General features: G+C 71.2%; 17 protein-coding genes. 10 read left to right on the forward strand and 7 right to left on the reverse strand.

Going from position 1 to position 18,539, the window contains the following annotated elements:
* Nucleotides 1-10 precede the first annotated feature (10 nt).
* The 3 genes from FZ046_RS13355 to secA all read left to right on the forward strand — a co-directional run bounded on the left by FZ046_RS13355 (nucleotide 11) and on the right by secA (nucleotide 4,676).
* Nucleotides 11-664: a ComF family protein gene (locus tag FZ046_RS13355; RefSeq protein WP_070355345.1), complete on the forward strand. Its 654-nt coding sequence runs from the start codon at nucleotides 11-13 to the stop codon at nucleotides 662-664.
* Nucleotides 665-944: 280 nt separating this feature from the next.
* Nucleotides 945-1,646 carry a ribosome hibernation-promoting factor, HPF/YfiA family gene (gene hpf / locus FZ046_RS13360; protein WP_070355346.1) on the forward strand — a complete coding sequence of 234 codons (702 nt, stop codon included), beginning with the start codon at nucleotides 945-947 and terminating at the stop codon, nucleotides 1,644-1,646.
* A 186-nt stretch (nucleotides 1,647-1,832) separates the two neighbouring features.
* Nucleotides 1,833-4,676 (forward strand): preprotein translocase subunit SecA, encoded by a 2,844-nt coding sequence (gene secA / locus FZ046_RS13365; protein WP_149484257.1) that lies wholly within the window; start codon nucleotides 1,833-1,835, stop codon nucleotides 4,674-4,676.
* Nucleotides 4,677-4,693: 17 nt separating this feature from the next.
* Here the strand turns inward: secA and FZ046_RS13370 are convergent, their stop codons facing one another.
* Nucleotides 4,694-5,299: an Rv3235 family protein gene (locus FZ046_RS13370; protein WP_211372280.1), complete on the reverse strand. Its 606-nt coding sequence runs from the start codon at nucleotides 5,297-5,299 to the stop codon at nucleotides 4,694-4,696.
* Nucleotides 5,300-5,467: 168 nt separating this feature from the next.
* Between FZ046_RS13370 and FZ046_RS13375 the strand changes: the two genes are divergently transcribed.
* From FZ046_RS13375 to FZ046_RS13390, 4 genes are all read left to right on the forward strand, one after another.
* Nucleotides 5,468-6,877: a WS/DGAT/MGAT family O-acyltransferase gene (locus FZ046_RS13375; RefSeq protein WP_070355757.1), complete on the forward strand. Its 1,410-nt coding sequence runs from the start codon at nucleotides 5,468-5,470 to the stop codon at nucleotides 6,875-6,877.
* A 54-nt stretch (nucleotides 6,878-6,931) separates the two neighbouring features.
* Nucleotides 6,932-7,450, forward strand: a complete 519-nt coding sequence (locus tag FZ046_RS13380) for a DUF6912 family protein (protein WP_099046075.1) — start codon at nucleotides 6,932-6,934, stop codon at nucleotides 7,448-7,450.
* Between the two features lie 93 nt (nucleotides 7,451-7,543).
* Complete coding sequence (locus FZ046_RS13385) at nucleotides 7,544-8,716, forward strand: ferredoxin reductase (protein WP_070355755.1); 1,173 nt, start codon at nucleotides 7,544-7,546, stop codon at nucleotides 8,714-8,716.
* A gap of 76 nt (nucleotides 8,717-8,792) precedes the next feature.
* Nucleotides 8,793-10,031, forward strand: a complete 1,239-nt coding sequence (locus FZ046_RS13390; RefSeq protein ID WP_070355754.1) for a fatty acid desaturase family protein — start codon at nucleotides 8,793-8,795, stop codon at nucleotides 10,029-10,031.
* A gap of 57 nt (nucleotides 10,032-10,088) precedes the next feature.
* Here the strand turns inward: FZ046_RS13390 and FZ046_RS13395 are convergent, their stop codons facing one another.
* From FZ046_RS13395 to aroA, 3 genes are all read right to left on the reverse strand, one after another.
* Nucleotides 10,089-10,937: an aldo/keto reductase gene (locus FZ046_RS13395; protein WP_070355753.1), complete on the reverse strand. Its 849-nt coding sequence runs from the start codon at nucleotides 10,935-10,937 to the stop codon at nucleotides 10,089-10,091.
* 66 nt (nucleotides 10,938-11,003) lie between these two features.
* On the reverse strand, nucleotides 11,004-11,984 hold the full coding sequence (gene rsgA / locus FZ046_RS13400; protein WP_070355752.1) for a ribosome small subunit-dependent GTPase A: 981 nt from the start codon (nucleotides 11,982-11,984) through the stop codon (nucleotides 11,004-11,006).
* Nucleotides 11,981-13,324 (reverse strand): 3-phosphoshikimate 1-carboxyvinyltransferase, encoded by a 1,344-nt coding sequence (aroA, locus tag FZ046_RS13405; protein WP_246182993.1) that lies wholly within the window; start codon nucleotides 13,322-13,324, stop codon nucleotides 11,981-11,983. Before aroA ends, rsgA begins: the two co-directional genes overlap by 4 nt.
* A gap of 46 nt (nucleotides 13,325-13,370) precedes the next feature.
* On the opposite strand from aroA, the gene FZ046_RS13410 reads away from it, so the two are divergent.
* From FZ046_RS13410 to FZ046_RS13420, 3 genes are read left to right on the forward strand one after another with little or no spacing between them, the layout of a single operon-like run.
* Nucleotides 13,371-14,171, forward strand: a complete 801-nt coding sequence (locus FZ046_RS13410) for an SOS response-associated peptidase (protein ID WP_070355750.1) — start codon at nucleotides 13,371-13,373, stop codon at nucleotides 14,169-14,171.
* Nucleotides 14,168-15,673, forward strand: coding sequence for a DUF7782 domain-containing protein (locus tag FZ046_RS13415; protein WP_070355749.1), 1,506 nt, complete (start codon nucleotides 14,168-14,170; stop codon nucleotides 15,671-15,673). The genes FZ046_RS13410 and FZ046_RS13415 overlap by 4 nt, the downstream gene beginning before the upstream one ends.
* Entirely contained in the window at nucleotides 15,673-16,407 is a 735-nt protein-coding gene (locus FZ046_RS13420) for a YqjF family protein (protein WP_099046073.1), read from the forward strand. The genes FZ046_RS13415 and FZ046_RS13420 overlap by 1 nt, the downstream gene beginning before the upstream one ends.
* A gap of 6 nt (nucleotides 16,408-16,413) precedes the next feature.
* On the opposite strand, the gene FZ046_RS13425 is transcribed toward FZ046_RS13420, so the two are convergent.
* From FZ046_RS13425 to FZ046_RS13435, 3 genes are read right to left on the reverse strand one after another with little or no spacing between them, the layout of a single operon-like run.
* Nucleotides 16,414-17,184, reverse strand: coding sequence for a class I SAM-dependent methyltransferase (locus FZ046_RS13425; protein ID WP_070355748.1), 771 nt, complete (start codon nucleotides 17,182-17,184; stop codon nucleotides 16,414-16,416).
* Nucleotides 17,185-17,186: 2 nt separating this feature from the next.
* The gene (locus FZ046_RS13430; RefSeq protein WP_070355747.1) at nucleotides 17,187-18,029 is read right to left on the reverse strand and encodes an SDR family oxidoreductase; all 843 of its coding nucleotides are present in this window, start codon (nucleotides 18,027-18,029) and stop codon (nucleotides 17,187-17,189) included.
* A gap of 9 nt (nucleotides 18,030-18,038) precedes the next feature.
* Nucleotides 18,039-18,536 carry an aminoacyl-tRNA deacylase gene (locus FZ046_RS13435; protein WP_070355746.1) on the reverse strand — a complete coding sequence of 166 codons (498 nt, stop codon included), beginning with the start codon at nucleotides 18,534-18,536 and terminating at the stop codon, nucleotides 18,039-18,041.
* Between the last annotated feature and the right edge of the window lie 3 nt (nucleotides 18,537-18,539).

Here is an 18,539-nt window from a genome sequence, read left to right on the forward strand (position 1 = left end):
CACTGCGGGGGTGCTCGCCGACCTCGTCCTCCCGCTGCACTGCGGCGGCTGCGGTGCACCCGGCCTCCGGTGGTGTGCCGACTGCGAGCGCCTGCTGGCCGGTGCGGGCCGTGACCCCGTCCTCGTCACGCCGCGAATCGATCCCGGCGTGCCGGTGTTCTCACTCGGCCGCTACGCCGGGGCGCGGCGGCAGGCGATCGTGGCGGTCAAGGAACACGGTCGCGCCGATCTGATCGCGCCGCTGAGCCGGGCGCTGGCCGGCGGACTGCACCGGCTGCTCGGCTGGGGGCTGCTGCCGGTGCCCGTCACGCTGGTGCCCGCCCCGACACGCGCCTCGTCGGCCCGCCGCCGCGGCGGGGACCCGGTCACCCGCGTCGCCCGCGCGGCGGTGACACCGCCGAATGGCGTCGCCACCGTGGACGGCGTCGCGACCGTGGACGGCGTCCTGCGGCTGCGGGCCTTCACCCGCGACTCGGTGGGCCTGTCGGCGGCCGCGCGGCAACGCAACGTCGCCGGCCGCGTGCGGCTGCGCCGACCCGTGCGCGGCGACGTCCTGCTCATCGACGACGTCGTGACCACCGGGGCGACGGCCTGCGCGTCGGTGAGCGTTCTGCAAACCCACGGCGCCCGGGTGGCGGCAGTGCTCGTCATCGCCCACGCCTGAGGTCTCGTGTAACAGCGGCGTTGGGCGTCGGTGAAGTCGTCGAAACGCGTATGCGAAATGTGTGGCACGAACCGGTGAACTCGGACTACCGTCGGTCTGACCACCCGTGGAATTCCACGGCGGCGTTGTCTCCAACCAGCGCCACATCGCTGACAGCGGTAGGAGGTGAGTCTTCGACATCTGCGCCGGTGGGCGGTGACGTCAAGACCCGTCGGCGCGTTTCCCCGACCAGCCGGCACGCCCTGATGCGTGCGACGCGAAGAGAAACGAGTTGCGAAGTATGTCAAGCCATTCCGTGCAAGCAGCAACCCAGTCCACCATGGTCGTCGACGACGAGCCACCCGTTGCCGGACCCCGCGCCGAAATCGTCGTCAAGGGTCGCAACGTCGAAGTCCCCGACCACTTCCGCGTCTACGTCGCCGAGAAGCTCGCGCGCGCAGAGCGCTTCGACCGCACCATCTACCTCTTCGACGTCGAACTCGACCACGAACGCAACCGGCGGCAACGCAAGAACTGTCAGCACGTGGAGATCACCGCGCGGGGGCGCGGTCCGGTGGTGCGGGGCGAGGCCTGCGCCGACAGCTTCTACGCCGCGTTCGAGGCGGCGGTCGGCAAACTCGAGAACCGGCTGCGCCGCAGCAAGGACCGGCGCAAGATTCACTACGGCGACAAGACGCCGGTCTCGGTGGCCGAGGCCACCAAGGTGATCGACCCGGACGCCTTCCTCCCGCTGTCCTCCGACGGCTCGGTCGACGGCACCACCGTCGACGGCTCCCACGACGGCGCGTCCGCCGACCACGAACCGGGCCACATCGTGCGCACCAAGGAACACCCGGCCGAACCGATGAGCGTCGACGACGCCCTCTACGAGATGGAACTCGTCGGCCACGACTTCTTCCTGTTCCACGACAAGGAGAGCGACCGGCCCTCGGTGGTCTACCGCCGCCACGCCTACGACTACGGGCTGATCCGGCTGTCCTGATCGCTCCAATCGACCGACCGTGACGAGGTCCCCGGCACCGCAGGGTGCCGGGGACCTCCTCGTCGGGGCCCGTGCGCGGTGCAACCGGCCTGGCAGGCGAGTCACCTACGATGGATGACGTTTGACGAAACTCGTGGCCCGGCGACGGTCCATCGAGGTCCACACCTACCCGCAGGGGACGAAGCCGTGCTCACGAAGTTGCTCCGTATCGGCGAAGGCCGCATGGTCAAGCGCCTCAAGAAGGTCGCCGAATACGTCAACACGTTGTCCGATGACGTCGAGAAGCTGTCCGACGCCGAGCTGCGCGCCAAGACCGACGAGTTCAAGAAGCGCATCGCCGACGGTGCCGACATCGACGAGCTGCTGCCCGAGGCGTTCGCCGTGGCGCGGGAAGCCGCGTGGCGCGTGCTGGGCCAGCGGCCGTTCGACGTGCAGGTCATGGGTGGCGCGGCGCTGCACTACGGCAACGTCGCCGAGATGAAGACCGGTGAGGGCAAGACGCTGACCTGCGTGCTCCCCGCCTACCTCAACGCGCTGAGCGGCAAGGGCGTGCACGTCGTCACGGTCAACGACTACCTGGCCAAGCGCGACCGCGAGTCGATGGGCCGCGTGCACCGCTTCCTGGGCCTCGAGGTCGGCGTGATCCTCTCGCAGATGACGCCCGACGAGCGTCGTGCCGCCTACGCCGCGGACATCACCTACGGCACGAACAACGAGTTCGGCTTCGACTACCTGCGCGACAACATGGCGCACGCGACCGCCGACATGGTGCAGCGCGGCCACCACTTCGCCGTCGTCGACGAGGTCGACTCGATCCTCATCGACGAGGCCCGCACCCCGCTGATCATCTCCGGCCCCGCCGATGGCGCCTCGAACTGGTACCTCGAGTTCGCGCGCCTGGCGCCGCTGATGGAGAAGGACACGCACTACGAGGTCGACATCCGCAAGCGCACGATCGGCGTGCACGAGGTGGGCGTCGAGTTCGTCGAGGACCAGCTCGGCATCGACAACCTCTACGAGGCGGCCAACTCGCCGCTGGTCAGCTACCTGAACAACGCCATCAAGGCCAAGGAACTGTTCATCCGCGACAAGGACTACATCGTCCGCAACGGCGAGGTCCTGATCGTCGACGAGTTCACCGGCCGCGTACTGCTGGGCCGCCGCTACAACGAGGGCATGCACCAGGCCATCGAGGCCAAGGAGCACGTCGAGATCAAGGCCGAGAACCAGACGCTCGCCACGATCACGCTGCAGAACTACTTCCGGCTCTACGACAAGCTCTCCGGCATGACCGGCACGGCGCAGACCGAGGCGGCCGAGCTGCACGAGATCTACGGCCTGGGCGTGGTGAGCATCCCCACCAACAAGCCGATGATCCGCACCGACCAGTCCGACCTCATCTACAAGACCGAGGAAGCCAAGTACATCGCCGTCGTCGACGACGTCACCGAGCGCTACGAGAAGGGCCAGCCGGTCCTGATCGGCACCACCAGCGTGGAGCGGTCGGAGTACCTGTCCAAGCAGTTCACCAAGCGCCGCATCCCGCACAACGTGCTGAACGCCAAGTTCCACGAGCAGGAAGCCGGCATCATCGCCGAGGCCGGACGGCGCGGCGCCATCACCGTGGCCACGAACATGGCCGGCCGCGGTACCGACATCGTGCTCGGTGGCAACCCGGACTACCTCGCCGACAAGCGGCTGCGCGACCGTGGCCTGGACCCGGTCGAGACCCCCGAGGACTACGAGGCCGCCTGGGACGACGTCATCGCATCGGTGAAGGCCGACGTCGCCAAGGAGGCCGAGGAGGTCATCGAGGCCGGCGGACTGTACGTGCTCGGCACCGAGCGGCACGAGTCCCGCCGCATCGACAACCAGCTGCGCGGCCGCTCCGGCCGACAGGGTGATCCGGGTGAGTCCCGCTTCTACCTGTCCCTCGGCGACGAACTGATGCGGCGCTTCAACGGCGCGACGCTGGAGTCGCTGCTGACCCGGCTGAACCTGCCGGAGGACGTGCCGATCGAGGCGAAGATGGTGACCCGCGCGATCAAGAGCGCGCAGACGCAGGTCGAGCAGCAGAACTTCGAGATCCGCAAGCAGGTGCTCAAGTACGACGAGGTGATGAACCAGCAGCGCAAGGTGGTCTACGCCGAGCGCCGGCTGATCCTCGAGGGTGAGGACGTGCAGGCGCAGGCACACAAGATGCTCGTCGACGTCGTCACCGCGTACGTCGACGGCGCCACCGCCGAGGGCTACTCGGAGGACTGGGACCTCGAGGCGCTGTGGCAGGCGCTGAAGATGCTCTACCCGGTGGGCATCGACCACCACGACCTCATCGACGGCGACGCCGTCGGCGAGCCGGGGGAGCTGACCCGCGACGAGCTGCTCGGTGCGCTGATCGCCGACGCCGAACGCGCCTACGCCGAGCGGGAGGCGCAGCTGAAGGAGATCGGCGGCGACGAGGCGATGCGTTACCTGGAACGCAGCGTGCTGCTGTCGACGATCGACCGCAAGTGGCGTGAGCACCTCTACGAGATGGACTACCTCAAGGAGGGCATCGGCCTGCGGGCGATGGCGCAGCGCGACCCGCTGGTCGAGTACCAGCGCGAGGGCTACGACATGTTCATGGCGATGCTCGACGGTCTGAAGGAGGAGTCGGTCGGCCTGCTGTTCAACGCGCAGGTGCAGGCCGCTCCGCAGCCCGCCGAGCAGGTGGCCCCGGTCTCGGCGCCGGCATCGCTGGCGCAGTTCGCCGCCGAGGCGGCGGCCCGGGCGCAGGAGCCGGCGCCGCAGGGTGGCGGTGTGGCGACCAAGGAGGCGACCAAGGAGGCCGCGCCGGCGCTGCGGGTGAAGGGCATCGACGAGGAGAAGTCGCGTCCCATGACGTTCGTGGGCCCGTCCGAGGACGGCTCGGCGGAGGTGCAGCGCCAGGGCGGCGGCCGGCACGCCGCGTCGACCGGCGGTACGCGCAAGGAGCGTCGCGAGGCGGCGCGCCGGCAGAACCGGGGTGGCCCGAAGGCGCGCCGCGGCTAGCGGGTAGAGCCGGCCCGTCAGCCCAGCTGGAGCGCGACGAGCTGCCAGCGTCCGTCGACGACCTCGACGCGTCCGGCGACGGCGCGGACCCGACGGCCGCGGGTGTAGGTGGCGAACACCTCGGCCGCGGCCGGTTCGGCCGTCCCGGCGGCGGCCGGTTCGGCCGTCCCGGCCGCGACGGTGCGCAGCCGCACCCGCCGCAGGACCGCGGCACCGGCGGCCGATGGTTGGCGGGCGTGCGCGGCGACGGCGTCGAGCAGTGCGGGGCGCAGCGCGTGCCGCAGTTGCGTCAGCGGCCGGCGCCGGTCGATCACCTCGAGGACGTGGCGCAGGGTGACGTCCGCGAAGGCGACCGCCGCGGGCGGCGCAGGGTGCTCACGCGCGGGCGGCGCAGGGTGCTCACGCGCGGGCGGCGCAGGGTGCTCACGCGCGGGCGGCGCAGGGTGCTCACGCGCGGGTTTCTCCCGAGCAGGCCGGGTGGCCGGGTTGAGCGGTCGGGGACTGTGCCGGTGCAGCGCGTCGGGGCGCGGCATCGGGCAGGCGGGGTCCCCGGGTGAGACGGGCGGCGGCTCGTAGTCGACGACGGGCGAGGCGAGCGGCGGGGTGACGGGTGCAGCGGTCAAGGCGATTCTCCAGCGGTCGGCCGGTGGGGTGCGTCTGCTGGAGAGGAACAGACCCCTCGATCCTCGCACGCGGTCAGGACACTCTCGTGCACCCGTGCTGCGGCACCTCGGCGACGGCGGTTACCGTGGCGTGGTCTAGCAGAACGGCATGGCGAGAGGCGGCACCGCGTGGTGACCAGGTTGTCGTCGTCCGACGCGTCGTTCTACCACTTGGAGAACACGTCGACGCCAATGTACGTCGGCACGCTGTCGATCCTGCGCAAGCCCCGCGCCGGGCTGAGCTACGAGACGCTGCTCGCGACGGTGGAGCGCCGGCTGCCGCAGATTCCGCGTTACCGGCAGAAGGTCCGCGAGGTGACTCTGGGCCTGGCCCGGCCGGTGTGGATCGACGACGGTGACTTCGACATCACCTACCACATCCGGCGTTCGGCGCTGCCCTCGCCGGGCAGCGACGCGCAGCTGCACGACCTGGTCGCGCGGCTCGGGTCGCGGCCGCTGGACAAGTCCCGACCGCTGTGGGAGATGTATCTCGTCGAGGGGTTGGCGAAGAATCGCATCGCCATCTACGTCAAGTCGCACCAGGCGCTGGTGAACGGGATGACGGCGCTGGAGATCGGGCACGTCATCGCCGACCGCAACCAGAAGGGCCCCGAGTTTGGGGAGGACATCTGGATTCCGGCCCGCGAGCCCAGCGACACCCAACTCCTGCTCGGTGCGGTGGGAGAGTGGATCGCCCGGCCGCGTGCGCAGATGACGGCGGCGCGCTCGACGGTCACCGAGATGGTGACCAACACCAGCCAGCTCGTCGAGGCCGCGCGCCGGATGGCGGACGTGGCGCGCACCATGGCCCGCGGGACGGCGCCGAGCAGCCCGCTCAACACGACGGTGTCGCGCAATCGTCGCTTCACCGTCGCCTCGCACGACCTCGACGACTACCGGCGGCTGCGGGCCCGCTACGACTGCGACGTCAACGACGTGGTGCTCGCCGTGGTGGCGGGGACGCTGCGCAACTGGCTGATGTCGCGCGGCGAGCCGGTGACGTCGACCTCCACGGTGCGAGCGATGGCGCCGATGTCGGTGTACCCCGACGGTGAACTCGACGTGGCGGGGCCGGGCCAGGCGATCAGCGAGGTGTCGCCGTTCCTGGTCGACCTGCCGGTCGGCGAACCCAATGCCGTGGTGCGGCTGTCGCAGATCGCGCACGCCACCGAGTCGGTGTCGACGGCCTCGAGCCTGGTGGACGCCCGGACCATCGTCACGCTGTCCGGCTTTGCGCCACCGACGTTGCACGCTATGGGGATTCGTGTGGCGACGAGCTTCTCGGCGCGGGTGTTCAACCTGTTGATCACCAACGTGCCGGGTGCGCAGAAGCAGATGTACGTCGCCGGCACCAAGCTGTTGGAGACCTACGCGGTGCCGCCGCTGCTGCACAACCAGACGCTGGCCATCGGCGTGACGTCGTACAACGGCATGCTGTACTTCGGCATCAACGCCGACCGCGACGCGATGAGCGACGTCGACGTGCTGCCCAGCCTGCTGCGCGAGTCGCTGGACGAACTGTTGGAGTCCGCGCGCTGATCGGCGGACGCGGCGCGGGTGGCTACAGTCTTGGGCGTGCGCGTGTACGTCCCGATGACCTTGGCCATGTTGCAGGGATTGGTCACCGACCAGACGGTGCACGCCCGCAGCGGCACGGCCTTCGCCGTGACGCCGACGCTGCGCGAGAGCTACTCCGACGGGGACGAGGAGGAGCTGGCCGAGGTGGCCCTGCGTGAGGCGGCGCTGGCGTCGCTGCGGCTGCTCGCCACCGAGGCGGCCCCCGGTGGGCAGGAGCGCAGCGACCCGGGAGTCGACACCAAGGCGCTGCCGCTGCGGCGCGCGGTGCTGGTGGCCGACGTCGAACCGGTGACCGTGCGGCCCGACCTCGACGACGCCGTGGTGCGGCTGGCAGGGCCGGTGGCGATGTCCGACGTCGTGGCCGCCTACGTCGACAACGCCGCAGCCGAGCAGGCGGTGGCCGCCGCGGTCGAGGTGATCGACGAGGCCGATCTGGGGGACGAGGACGCCGAGCTGACGGTCGGCGACGCGCAGGACCACGACCTCGCGTGGTATGCGACGCAGGAGCTGCCGTTCCTGCTCGACCTGCTTTGACGCGGGTTACCCGACCGTAGGTTACGGTACCGTAGATTTAGCCCGCCGAAGGTGGGTAGTCATTCTTCGACCACACGTCGGCAGGAGTCCGTCATGGCCAAGAACAACATCAAGGTCTCGGCCAACGTGGCCGATACCGTCCGCCCCACCGTCGTCGGTGCCAAGCACCGCCCGGGGTGGCACGCGCTGCGCACCATCGCCGCACGCATCACGACGCCGCTGCTGCCGGACGACTACCTCGTCCTGGCCAACCCGCTGTGGTCGGCACGCGAGCTGCGCGGCCGCATCCTCGAGGTGCGCCCGGAGACCGTCGACTCGGCGACCATCGTCATCAAGCCGGGCTGGGGCTTCTCCTTCGACTACGAGCCGGGGCAGTACATCGGCATCGGCGTCCTGGTCGACGGCCGGTGGAAGTGGCGGTCCTACTCGCTGACCTCCACGCCGGTCACCTCGGCCGCGGCGGCGAAGGGCGGCCGCACGGCGCGGACCATCACGATCACCGTCAAGGCGATGCCGGAGGGCTTCCTGTCCTCGCATCTGGTCAACGGTCTGGAGCCGGGGACGATCGTGCGGCTGGCCGCGCCGCAGGGCAACTTCGTGCTTCCCGACCCGGCGCCGTCGTCGCTGCTGTTCCTCACGGCCGGATCCGGCGTCACGCCGGTGATGTCGATGCTGCGCACGCTGGTGCGCCGCGGCCAGATCGGAGCGCCCGGACACGTGGTGCACGTGCACTCCGCGCCGACCGAGGACGACGTGATGTTCAGCGGCGAGCTGGCCGAGCTGGCCGACGCGCATCCCGGCTACCGCCTGATCCGCCGGGCCACGCGCCGCGAGGGGCGCCTGGACCTCGCGCGCCTCGACGAGGTGGTTCCCGACTGGCGCGAGCGGCAGACCTGGGCGTGCGGCCCGGAGGCCATGCTCGACGACGCGGTCCGCGTCTGGAAGGACGCGGGGCTGGAGGACCAGCTGCACCTCGAGCGCTTCGCGGTGTCGAAGGCGGCCGTGCACGGCGCCGGCGGTGAGGTGACCTTCGAGCGCAGCGGCAAGACGGTCCGGGTGGACGCGGCGACGTCGCTCATGGACGCTGGTGAGGACGCGGGCATCCGCATGCCGTTCGGCTGCCGGATGGGCATCTGCCAGTCCTGCGTGGTGGGTCTCGTCGACGGCTACGTCCGCGATCTGAGGACGGGCGACGAGCGCGAGCCGGGCAGCCGGATCCAGACCTGCGTGTCGGCGGCATCGGGAAATTGCGTGATCGACGCGTAGCTTTACTGACTAGTAACCTACGGGATCGTAGGTTACGCTAGCGTAGGAACGACACAGCGAGGAAGGAGGACACGACATGGCAATCACCGACGTACCGGAATTCGCTCACCTGACCGAAGCCGACATCGAGAACCTGGCCCACGAGCTGGACACGATCCGTCAGGACATCGAGGACTCCCGCGGGGTGCGCGACGCGCGCTACATCCGCCGCACCATCGCCGCCCAGCGGGCGCTCGAGGTGGCCGGTCGGCTGATGCTGACCGCGAGTTCGCGACGCTCTGCATGGTGGGCCGGCGCAACGACCCTCGGCGTGGCCAAGATCGTCGAGAACATGGAGATCGGCCACAACGTCATGCACGGTCAGTGGGATTGGATGAACGATCCCGAGATCCACTCCTCGTCGTGGGAGTGGGACATGAGTGGCGCGTCCAAGCACTGGCGCTTCACGCACAACTTCATGCATCACAAGTACACGAACATCCTCGGCATGGACGACGACGTGGGCTACGGCCTCATCCGCGTCACGCGCGACACCAAGTGGCAGCCGATGAACCTGTTCAACCTCGGGTTCAACACCATCCTCATGGCGTTGTTCGAGTGGGGCGTCGGCCTGCAGCACCTCGAACTGGGCAAGATCTTCAAGGGCCGCGACGATCGCAACGCCACCCTGAAGCGCGTCCGCGAGTTCGGTGTGAAGGCCGGAGCGCAGGTGGCCAAGGACTACGTGGCCTGGCCGGCCATCACGTCACTCTCGCCGGGTGCGACGTACACGTCGACGATGAAGGCCAACGCCATGGCCAACCTCATCCGCAACGTCTGGGCCAACGCGGTCATCTTCTGCGGCCACTTCCCCGACGGCGCGGAGAAGTTCACCAAGACCGACATGGTCGGCGAGTCCAAGGGGCAGTGGTACCTGCGCCAGATGCTCGGCAGTGCGAACTTCAACGCCGGCCCGGCGCTGCGATTCATGAGCGGCAACCTGTCGCACCAGATCGAGCACCACCTGTTCCCCGATCTCCCCAGCAACCGCTACGAGGAGATCGGCATCCGGGTGCGCCAGGTGTGCGACAAGTACGACCTGCCGTACACGACGGGATCGTTCCTGGTGCAGTACGGCAAGGCGTGGCGCACGATCGCCAAGCTGTCGCTGCCGGACCGCTTCCTGACCGACACCCGCGACGATGCGCCGGAGACGCGCAGCGAGCGGATGTTCGACGACCTCGAGCCCACGCAACGCCGTGGCCTCAAGTCGTCGATCGCCGCGGTGCGTGCCCGACGCCGGGAACGCAAGGCCGTCGCCCTGCGCGCGGCCTGACGACCAACGCAGAAGCGGGGAGATCGTGATCGATCTCCCCGCTTCGGCGTATCCGGGTCAGTCGGGCACGTAGTCGAAGCTGTCCGGGTTGGGTCCGGTACGGCCGTCCTCGCCCTTGTCGAGTTCGGACAGAGCGTCGACGTCGTCGGGGCTCAGCTCGAAGTCGAAGATGTCGAAGTTCTGCTGAATGCGCTCCGGGGTCACCGACTTCGGGAACACGACGTGGCCGAGCTGCACGTGCCACCGCAGCACCACCTGGGCCGGCGTCTTGCCGGTGGCCTTGGCGATCCCGTCGACCACCGAGTCGTCGAGCACCTTGCCCTGCGCGATGGGCGACCACGCCTCGGTCGCGATCCGATGGGCCTCGCCGTACTGGCGCACCTCGTCGTTGGTGAAGTACGGGTGCACCTCGATCTGGTTGACCGCAGGCACGGTGTCGGTCTCCGTGGCCAGCCGCTCGAGGTGGGGCACCTGGAAGTTGGACACCCCGATGCTGCGGGCGCGGCCGTCGGCCTTGAATTCCTCCAGCGTGCGCCACGTCGCGGGGAAGTCGCCGTCGTAGAGGGTCGGCAGCGGCCAGTGAATGAGGAACAGGTCGACGTAGTCGAACCCGAGCGCGGCCAGCGTGCCGTCGAACGCCTTGCGCGCGGCATCCGGCTCGTGGAAGCCGTTGTTCAGCTTGCTGGTGATGAAGACGTCGCCGCGGTCGATGCCGGCGTCGCGGATGCCCTGCCCGACGCCCTTCTCGTTCTGGTACATCTCGGCGGTGTCGATGTGCCGGTAACCGATCTCTAGGGCGGTGCGCACCGCGCCTGCGGTCTCGTCGGGGTCGATCTGATAGACGCCGAACCCGAGCTGCGGGATCGTGGCGCCGTCGTTGAGGGTGATGGAGGGTACGTTGCTCACCGGTGCAGCGTGCCCCGTCGGTGTGCAGCGCAAACGAGGCTGACGCCAGCGTTCACCGGCCGTGCGTCAGTCCGTCCGCAGCACGGCCAGCAGGCGCCGCGCGGCGGCCACCCGGTCGGCGGCCGCGCCGGTCAGCGCGTCCAGCGCACACTCCGGATCGGCGGGCGGACCGAGGTGCCCGCAGCCGCGCGGGCAGTCCTCGATGGCGTCGGCGAGATCGGCGAACGCCAGCAGGACGTCGTCGGGTGCGATGTGCGCCAAGCCGAACGACCGCACGCCCGGGGTGTCCACCACCCAGCCGGACACCGCCAGCGGCAGCGCCACCGACTGCGTCGAGGTGTGCTTGCCCTTGCCGACCCCCGACACCTCCCCGGTGGCCCGGTCCGCCGCGGGGACGACGCGGTTGACCAGCGTGGACTTGCCCACACCGGAGTGGCCGAGCAGCACCGTCACCCTGCCATCGAGCAGTTCGGCGATGCGGTCGACGGTGTCGCCGCGGCCGGCGGTCACCACCTCGAGGTCCAGTCCGGCGAACTGCGCGGCGAACGGTTCGGGCGCCGCCAGATCGGTCTTCGTCAGGCACAGGATGGGGGTCAGCCCGCCGGCGTACGCCGCGATCAACGCGCGCTCCACGAACCCCGTCCGCGGCGGTGGATCGGCCAACGCGACCACGATCAGCAGCTGGTCGGCGTTGGCGACCACGACGCGTTCGGTCGGGTCGGTGTCGTCGGCGGTGCGCCGCAGCACCGTGCGACGGTCCGAACGCCGGACGATGCGGGCCAGGGTGTCGGGTCGACCGGACAGATCGCCGACGATGCCGACGTCGTCGCCGACCACGATGGGCGTGCGGCCGAGTTCGCGGGCGCGCATCGCGGTGACGAGGCGACCCGGATCGCCGCCGAGCGCACAGCCCCACCGCCCACGGTCCACGGTGACGACCATGGCCTCCTGCGCGTCCGCGTGCTCGGGACGGGTCTTGGTGCGCGGCCGCGATCCGCGGCCGGACCGGATCCGGACGTCGGACTCGTCGTACTCGCGGCGGCTCACCGCTTCTCAGGCACCTGGGGCTTTTCAGGCACCTGGGGCTTCTCAGGCGCCTGAGGCGTCTCGGTGACCTGCCCGCCCAGCATGTCCGTCCACATGCGCGGGAAGTCGGGCAGCGTCTTGGCGGTCGTGCCGATGTCGGCGATCTCGACACCGGAGGTCCGCAGCCCGACGATCGCGCCCGCCGTGGCCATCCGGTGGTCAGCGTAGGACTCCCACACGCCGCCGTGCAGCGGGCGGGCGACGATGACCAGTCCGTCCTCGGTCTCCTCGCACTGGCCGCCGAGGCGGTTGATCTCGGTCGTCAGCGCGGCCAGCCGGTCGGTCTCGTGGCCGCGTAGATGCGCGATGCCCCGCAGCCGGGACGTCGCCCCGGGATCGGCGAGCGCCGCGAGGGCAGCGACCGCCGGTGCCAGCTCACCGATCTCGCGCAGGTCGGCGTCCAACCCGGCGTAGCCGTGCGGACCCACGACCTCGAGGTGGGCGTCGCCCCGGCGCACCTCGGCGCCGATCTGGCGCAGCAACGCGACGATGACGTCGGCGGGCTGCACGCTCTCGGCCGGCCAGCCGGCGATGCGGACAGTGCCGCCGGTCGCCACTGCGGCGGCCAGGAACGGCACGGCGTTGGACAGATCGGGTTCGATCACCCAGTCGTGGGGTGCGACGTCCCCGGCCGCCACCCGCCACCGGTTGCCCTGCGCGTCGTCGACCTCCACGCCGGCGGTCCGCAGCATCGACACCGTCATCGCCACGTGCGGCGCGGACGGCACCGCCGTCCCGGTGTGCACGACGGTGAGCCCGTCGTCGAACGTCGCCCCGGACAGCAGCAGCCCCGACACGAACTGCGAGGAGGCCGACGCGTCGATGTCGACGGTCCCGCCCCGCACGGCCCCGGTGCCGTGCACCCCGAACGGCAGCGCGTCACCGCGCACGTCGACGCCCAGCCCGCGCAGGGCGTCGAGCAGCGGGGCGATCGGCCGCGACCGCGCCTGCTCGTCGCCGTCGAAGGTCACCACCTCCTCGGCGAGCGCTGCCACCGGCGGTAGGAACCGCAGCACGGTTCCCGCCAGCCCGCAGTCGACGGTCGCCTCGGCGCGCGGTGCGATCGCGCCCCCGACGGTCAGCTCGGTGCCGTCGCCGTCGACGTCCACCCCGAGCGTCCGCAGCGCGCCGATCATCAGGTCGGTGTCGCGGCTGCGCAGGGCGCCGCTCACCGTCGAGGTGCCCGTCCGGGTCGCCAGCGCCGCGAGGATCAGCGCCCGATTGGTGAGCGACTTGGAGCCGGGGACCGCGACGGTCGCCTGGACGGGGGTCGGTGCAGTCGGGGCCGGCCAGGTACTCACGGAAGACCATCCTGCCTTGTCGCCGCAGCGTGCCACCATGGGATGCATGTGCGGGCGATTCGCGGTGACGACCGATCCGGCGCTGTTGGCCGAGAAGATCAAGGCGATCGACGAGGCGACGTCGCTGGACCGCACGGGCTCCAACTCCACGGTGTCTAACTCGACGGCGTCCGACTCGACGGCCCCCAATTACAACGTCGCGCCGACCACCACCGTCGCGACCGTGGTCAAGCGGCACGACGAACCGGACGACGAGTCCACCCGCCGGGTGCGCCTGATGCGCTGGGGGCTGGTTCCGCCGTGGGCGAAGACCGGCGAGGGAGGTGCCCCGGACACCAAGAAGGGCCCACTGCTGATCAACGCCCGCTCGGACAAGGTGACCTCCTCGCCGGCGTTCCGCACCTCGGCGAAGTCCAAGCGCTGCCTCGTCCCGATGGACGGCTGGTACGAGTGGCGTGGCGAGAAGGGCGCCAAGACGCCGTTCTTCATGTACGCCGGCGACGGCGAACCGCTGTTCATGGCCGGTCTGTGGTCGACGTGGCGGCCGCAGGGCGCGCCGAAGGACGCCCCGCCCCTGCTGAGCTGCACCATCATCACCACCGACGCCGCGGGCCCGCTGGCCGACATCCACGACCGCATGCCGCTGACGATCAGCGCCACCGACTGGGACCGGTGGCTGGATCCGGACGCGCCGATCGACGAGGGCCTGCTGCGCGGGCACGGCGACCTGGATCGCATCGAGGTGCGGGAGGTGTCGCGGCTGGTCAACAGCGTCCGCAACAACGGGCCCGACCTGATCGCGCCCGTCGAGCCGGAAGCCCGGGCCGAGCAGGGCACCCTGCTGTGACCGCGGCGCCGCTGGCGTCGAGCGCGGTGATCGATGCGCTCGGGGCGGACCTGCGCAGCGCGCGCTACACCACCGACGGTGTCGCCGACCTGCTCGACGCCGGCGCAGCCTTCAGCCGGGGTCTGTGGTGGTCGGCGCTGCGCGCCACCGAACGCGCCGCACCGGGAGACGCACGGCTGGCCGTCCTGGTGCGGCTGTTCCTGCTCGGCGCCGAGGAGTCCCGCGCCCGCGTCGCGGAGGCGCTGCCCACTGCCGGGGTGGACGCGCTGCTGGCCGACGGCGTCCTGGAGACGGGGCCCACCGGCGGGCTGCGTGCCGCGCTCGACGTGCGGCCGCACGGCGACGGCGTACGCGACTTCCTGGTGGTCTCCGACCTGGACGCCGCGCTGCGCGCCGGGCCGGTGCGGCGCGACCACGTGCTCGGCATCGGCGGAGCGTCGGTGTCGTTGGCGCACGCGGTGATTCGCGAGCCCGTGCAGCGCGCGCTGGACCTCGGCACCGGGTGCGGCATCCAGGCGCTGCACCTCGACGCGCACTGCGAACGGATCGTCGCCACCGACACCAACGCCCGCGCGCTCGCGCTCGCCGCGGCCACCGCCCGGCTCAACGGCATGGCGTGGGACCTGCGCGCCGGCAGCCTGTTCGACCCGGTCGGCGGGGAGCGCTTCGACCTGATCGTCTCCAACCCGCCGTTCGTCGTGGGCACCGGCGCACTCGACTACGAGTACCGGGACTCCGGCATGGCCGGCGACGCGCTGAGCCGCACGCTCGTCGAGCAGGCCGCCGAGCACCTCACGCCCGGCGGCACCGCACAGCTGATGGCCAACTGGATCGTCCACGCCGGCCAGGACTGGCGGGAGCGGGTCCGTTCCTGGCTGGCCGGTACCGGCCTGCACGCCTGGGTGGTGCAGCGCGAGTTCGCCGACCCCATGGGTTACGTCTCGCTGTGGACCTCCGATGCCGGGGAGCGCCCGGAGGACGCGGCGCGTCGCGGCGGGCAGTGGCTGGACTGGTTCGACGACGAGGGTATCGCCGGAATCGGCATGGGCATGATCACGCTGCGGGCGCCGCGGTCGGGGGAGACCCGGGCGCCCGACCACGTCCTGGAGGAGATCACCGGGGCCGACGAGGCACTCACCGGTCCGGAGGTCGCGGCGTTCCTCGCCCGGCGCGAATACCTGCACGTCACCTCCGACGACCGGCTGCTCGCCGCCCGGCTGTCCACCGCGCCGGTCGTCCTCGAGGAGCAGTCCCTGCCCGGCCCCGACGGGTGGCAGGTGGTGGGCGCGGCGGTGCGCCGCCCGGGCGGCCCGGCCGCCGTGCTCGGCGTCGACGAGGTGTCGCGGGCGCTGCTGGCCGGCTGCCGCGGCGAGGTGCCGCTCGGCATGCTGATCGAGCTGCTGGCCACCCACCACGGCGTCGACGCCGATGCCCTGGCCGGCGCCGCGCTGCCGGTCGTCCGCGAGGCGATCGGCCGGGGGATCCTCTACGAGGCCGACTGATGTCCGGCGACGTGCTGGGCGTTCCGCTGACGGCGCCGCCGCTGGCGCTGCCCGTGACGTTCGACCAAGTCTGGGCCGACCTGGTGTTCCTGCACTGGCCCGTCGAGCCGGACGCGGTACGCCGTTTCTTCCCCGTGGGCACCCGTCCCGACGTCTTCGCCGACGGCATGACCTACGTCGCGCTGGTGCCGTTCGTCATGCGGCACACGCGGATCGGCACCCGCCTGCCTCTCGGCTACCTCGGTGGGTTCGCCGAGACGAACGTCCGGCTGTACTCCGTCGACGACGCGGGCCGGCACGGCGTGCTGTTCCGCTCGTTGGAGACCGAGCGGCTCGCGGTGGTACCCGCGACGCGCGGCGCGTTGGGCATTCCCTACACGTGGGCGCGCATGCGCGTCGAGCGCGACGGCCGGCGGATCACGTACACCAGCAGCAGACGGTGGCCGCGGCGCGGTCTGCGCAGCGCCCTGACCGTCGACGTCGCCGACCGCATCACGCCGACGCCGCTGGAGACCTGGTTGACCGCGCGGTGGGGCGCCCACACCCGCAAGGCCGGCCGCACGTGGTGGTTGCCCAACGAGCACGACACCTGGCCACTGCACGGCGCCCGCGTCGTCGACCTCGACGACGACCTGGTGGCCGTCGCGGGGGTCACGCCCGCCGGCCCGCCCCTGCGGGCGCTGTACTCGCCGGGGGTGCACACCTGCTTCGGACGTCCGACCCGGGTGACCTGACTCGGCTCAGCCGCGTCGCACCGCGGTGACCACCGCGTACGGCGCGGTGAAGCGCACCCCGTCGGCCGAGGCATGCGGCCGCAGCGCCGCGGTGAAGGCCGCGAGGAGGCGGTCGCGCGCGGCGGCGTCCACCCGGGCGAACAGGGCGACGTGCATCGGCGATTCGTCGGTGAGGAACCCGAGCGCCGCGTCGAGCGACGCGAACTCCCACGGGTGCCGCCCGTCGACGATCTCGACGTGTCCGAAGTCGGCGGCGAGGCGGTCGTGCACGACCTCGGGGTCACCCCACTGGTCGGGGGTGAAGTCCGCTGCGGGCGGGGCGCCCAGCACCTCGACGATGGGGTCGTGGAACGGGTTGCGGGCACTGCGCACCCAGGCCGAGAAGCCCAGGGCAGCACCGGGTTTCAACAGCCGGGCGAGTTCGGCGACCTGCCGGGCGGGGTCGACGAAGATGATGCCCATGTTCGACACCGCCGCATCGAAGGCGTCCGACGGCAGGCCGGTGTCCGCGGCGTCGGCGGTGACCCACGTGATGGCACGGTCGGCGGCCTTCGCGCGGGCCTGTTCGAGGAGTTCGGCCGTGAGGTCGACGGCGGTGACGGTGGCGCCGCGGTCGACGGCGGCCAGTGCGGCGCTACCGGTGCCGCAGGCGAGGTCCACCACCGCCGCCCCGTCGAGCGCGCGGCGACGTCCGACGGCGTCGACCACCTGCCCGGCGATGGACGCGATGCGTTGCCCCACCGCCTCGTAGCGCCCGCCCGACCACGGCGTGCTCACTGCTAGCCCTGGTATCCCGGCGGGTTGGGGGTGTCGACCCACAGGTCCACGCCGAGGTCGGAGCCGGGCACGCAGTCGTACACCGACAGGTCGGTGACGCCGGACTCCAGCAGCACGTCCTCGCACAGCAGCGAGTGACCGGTGTAGCTCGTCGGCTTGTTGAGGACGACGTACGCGGCGTCGGCGTACACGTCGGGCTTGCGGGCGCGGGCCATCGCCTCGTCGCCGCCGAGCAGGTTCTGCACGGCGGCCGTGGCGACCAGTGTGCGCGGCCACAGGGTGTTGGAGGCGATGCCGGCCTCGCGCATCTCCTCGGCGATCCCCAGCGCGCACAGCGTCATGCCGAACTTCGCCATCATGTAGGCGGTGGGCTTGAGCCACTCCGACTCCAGCCGCAGCGGCGGGGACAGCGTGAGCACGTGCGGGTTCTCCCGCCCCTTCATGTGCGGCAGGCAGGCCTGGGTGACGGCGTACGTGCCGCGCACCTGGATGCCGTTCATCAGGTCGAACCGCTTGAGCGGCACCTCCTCGACCGAGCCGAGGTTGATGGCCGAGGCGTTGTTGACGCAGATGTCGATGCCGCCGAACCGTGCGACGGCCTGGGCGACCGCCGCCGTCACGGAGTCGCCGTCGCGGATGTCGCCGACGATGGGCAGGGCCTGGCCGCCGGCCTCCTCGATCTCCGCCGCGGCCGTGTAGACGGTGCCTTCGAGCTTGGGGTGCGGCTCGGCGGTCTTCGCGACCAGTGCGATGTTCGCGCCGTCGGCCGCGGCCCGCTTGGCGATGGCCAACCCGATGCCCCGGCTGGCGCCGGAGATGAACATGGTCTTCCCGGAGAGCGACATGGGTTCACCCTAGAACCCGGTGACGCCGATGTCGGCGGTGACCGCGTCGGTGAGGCGGATCAGGTCGGCGGGGGCGAGCGCCACGTCGAGGCCGCGCTTGCCCGCACTGCACAGCACGCGGTCCCAGCGCAGCGCGGACGCGTCGACGACGGTGGGGAGCCTCCTACGCTGACCGAGCGGCGAAATGCCCCCGACGACGTACCCGGTGGACCGCTGCGCGGCGGCGGGGTCGGCCATCTCGGCGCGCGCGGCGCCGAGCGCCGCCGCGGCGGCCTTGAGCGCCAGCCGGGACGGCACGGGCAGGACGGCGACCGCGAGTCCGGTGGGCACCGAGATCACCAGCGTCTTGAGGATCTGCTCGGCCGTGACGCCGGCCGTGTCGGCCAACGCGGCGACCGCCTCGGCCCCGAAGGAATCCGCGCGGGCATCGTGGTGGAAGTGCAGCACCTCGTGCGCCACGCCGGCCGCGACGAGGACGCCGATCGCCGGGGTTGCTGCGCGGGCCACCGG

Source organism: Mycolicibacterium grossiae (assembly GCF_008329645.1).
In the GTDB taxonomy this organism is placed as follows: domain Bacteria; phylum Actinomycetota; class Actinomycetes; order Mycobacteriales; family Mycobacteriaceae; genus Mycobacterium; species Mycobacterium grossiae.

What these genes read in the sequence shown, in the direction of transcription:
- hpf (WP_070355346.1), top strand. Translation starts at nt 945, where the DNA reads ATGTCAAGCCATTCCGTGCAAGCAGCAACCCAGTCCACCATGGTCGTC.
- FZ046_RS13380 (WP_099046075.1), top strand. Translation starts at nt 6,932, where the DNA reads ATGACCTTGGCCATGTTGCAGGGATTGGTCACCGACCAGACGGTGCAC.
- FZ046_RS13385 (WP_070355755.1), top strand. Translation starts at nt 7,544, where the DNA reads ATGGCCAAGAACAACATCAAGGTCTCGGCCAACGTGGCCGATACCGTC.
- FZ046_RS13390 (WP_070355754.1), top strand. Translation starts at nt 8,793, where the DNA reads ATGGCAATCACCGACGTACCGGAATTCGCTCACCTGACCGAAGCCGAC.
- FZ046_RS13410 (WP_070355750.1), top strand. Translation starts at nt 13,371, where the DNA reads ATGTGCGGGCGATTCGCGGTGACGACCGATCCGGCGCTGTTGGCCGAG.
- FZ046_RS13420 (WP_099046073.1), top strand. Translation starts at nt 15,673, where the DNA reads ATGTCCGGCGACGTGCTGGGCGTTCCGCTGACGGCGCCGCCGCTGGCG.
- FZ046_RS13430 (WP_070355747.1), bottom strand. Translation starts at nt 18,029, where the DNA reads ATGTCGCTCTCCGGGAAGACCATGTTCATCTCCGGCGCCAGCCGGGGC.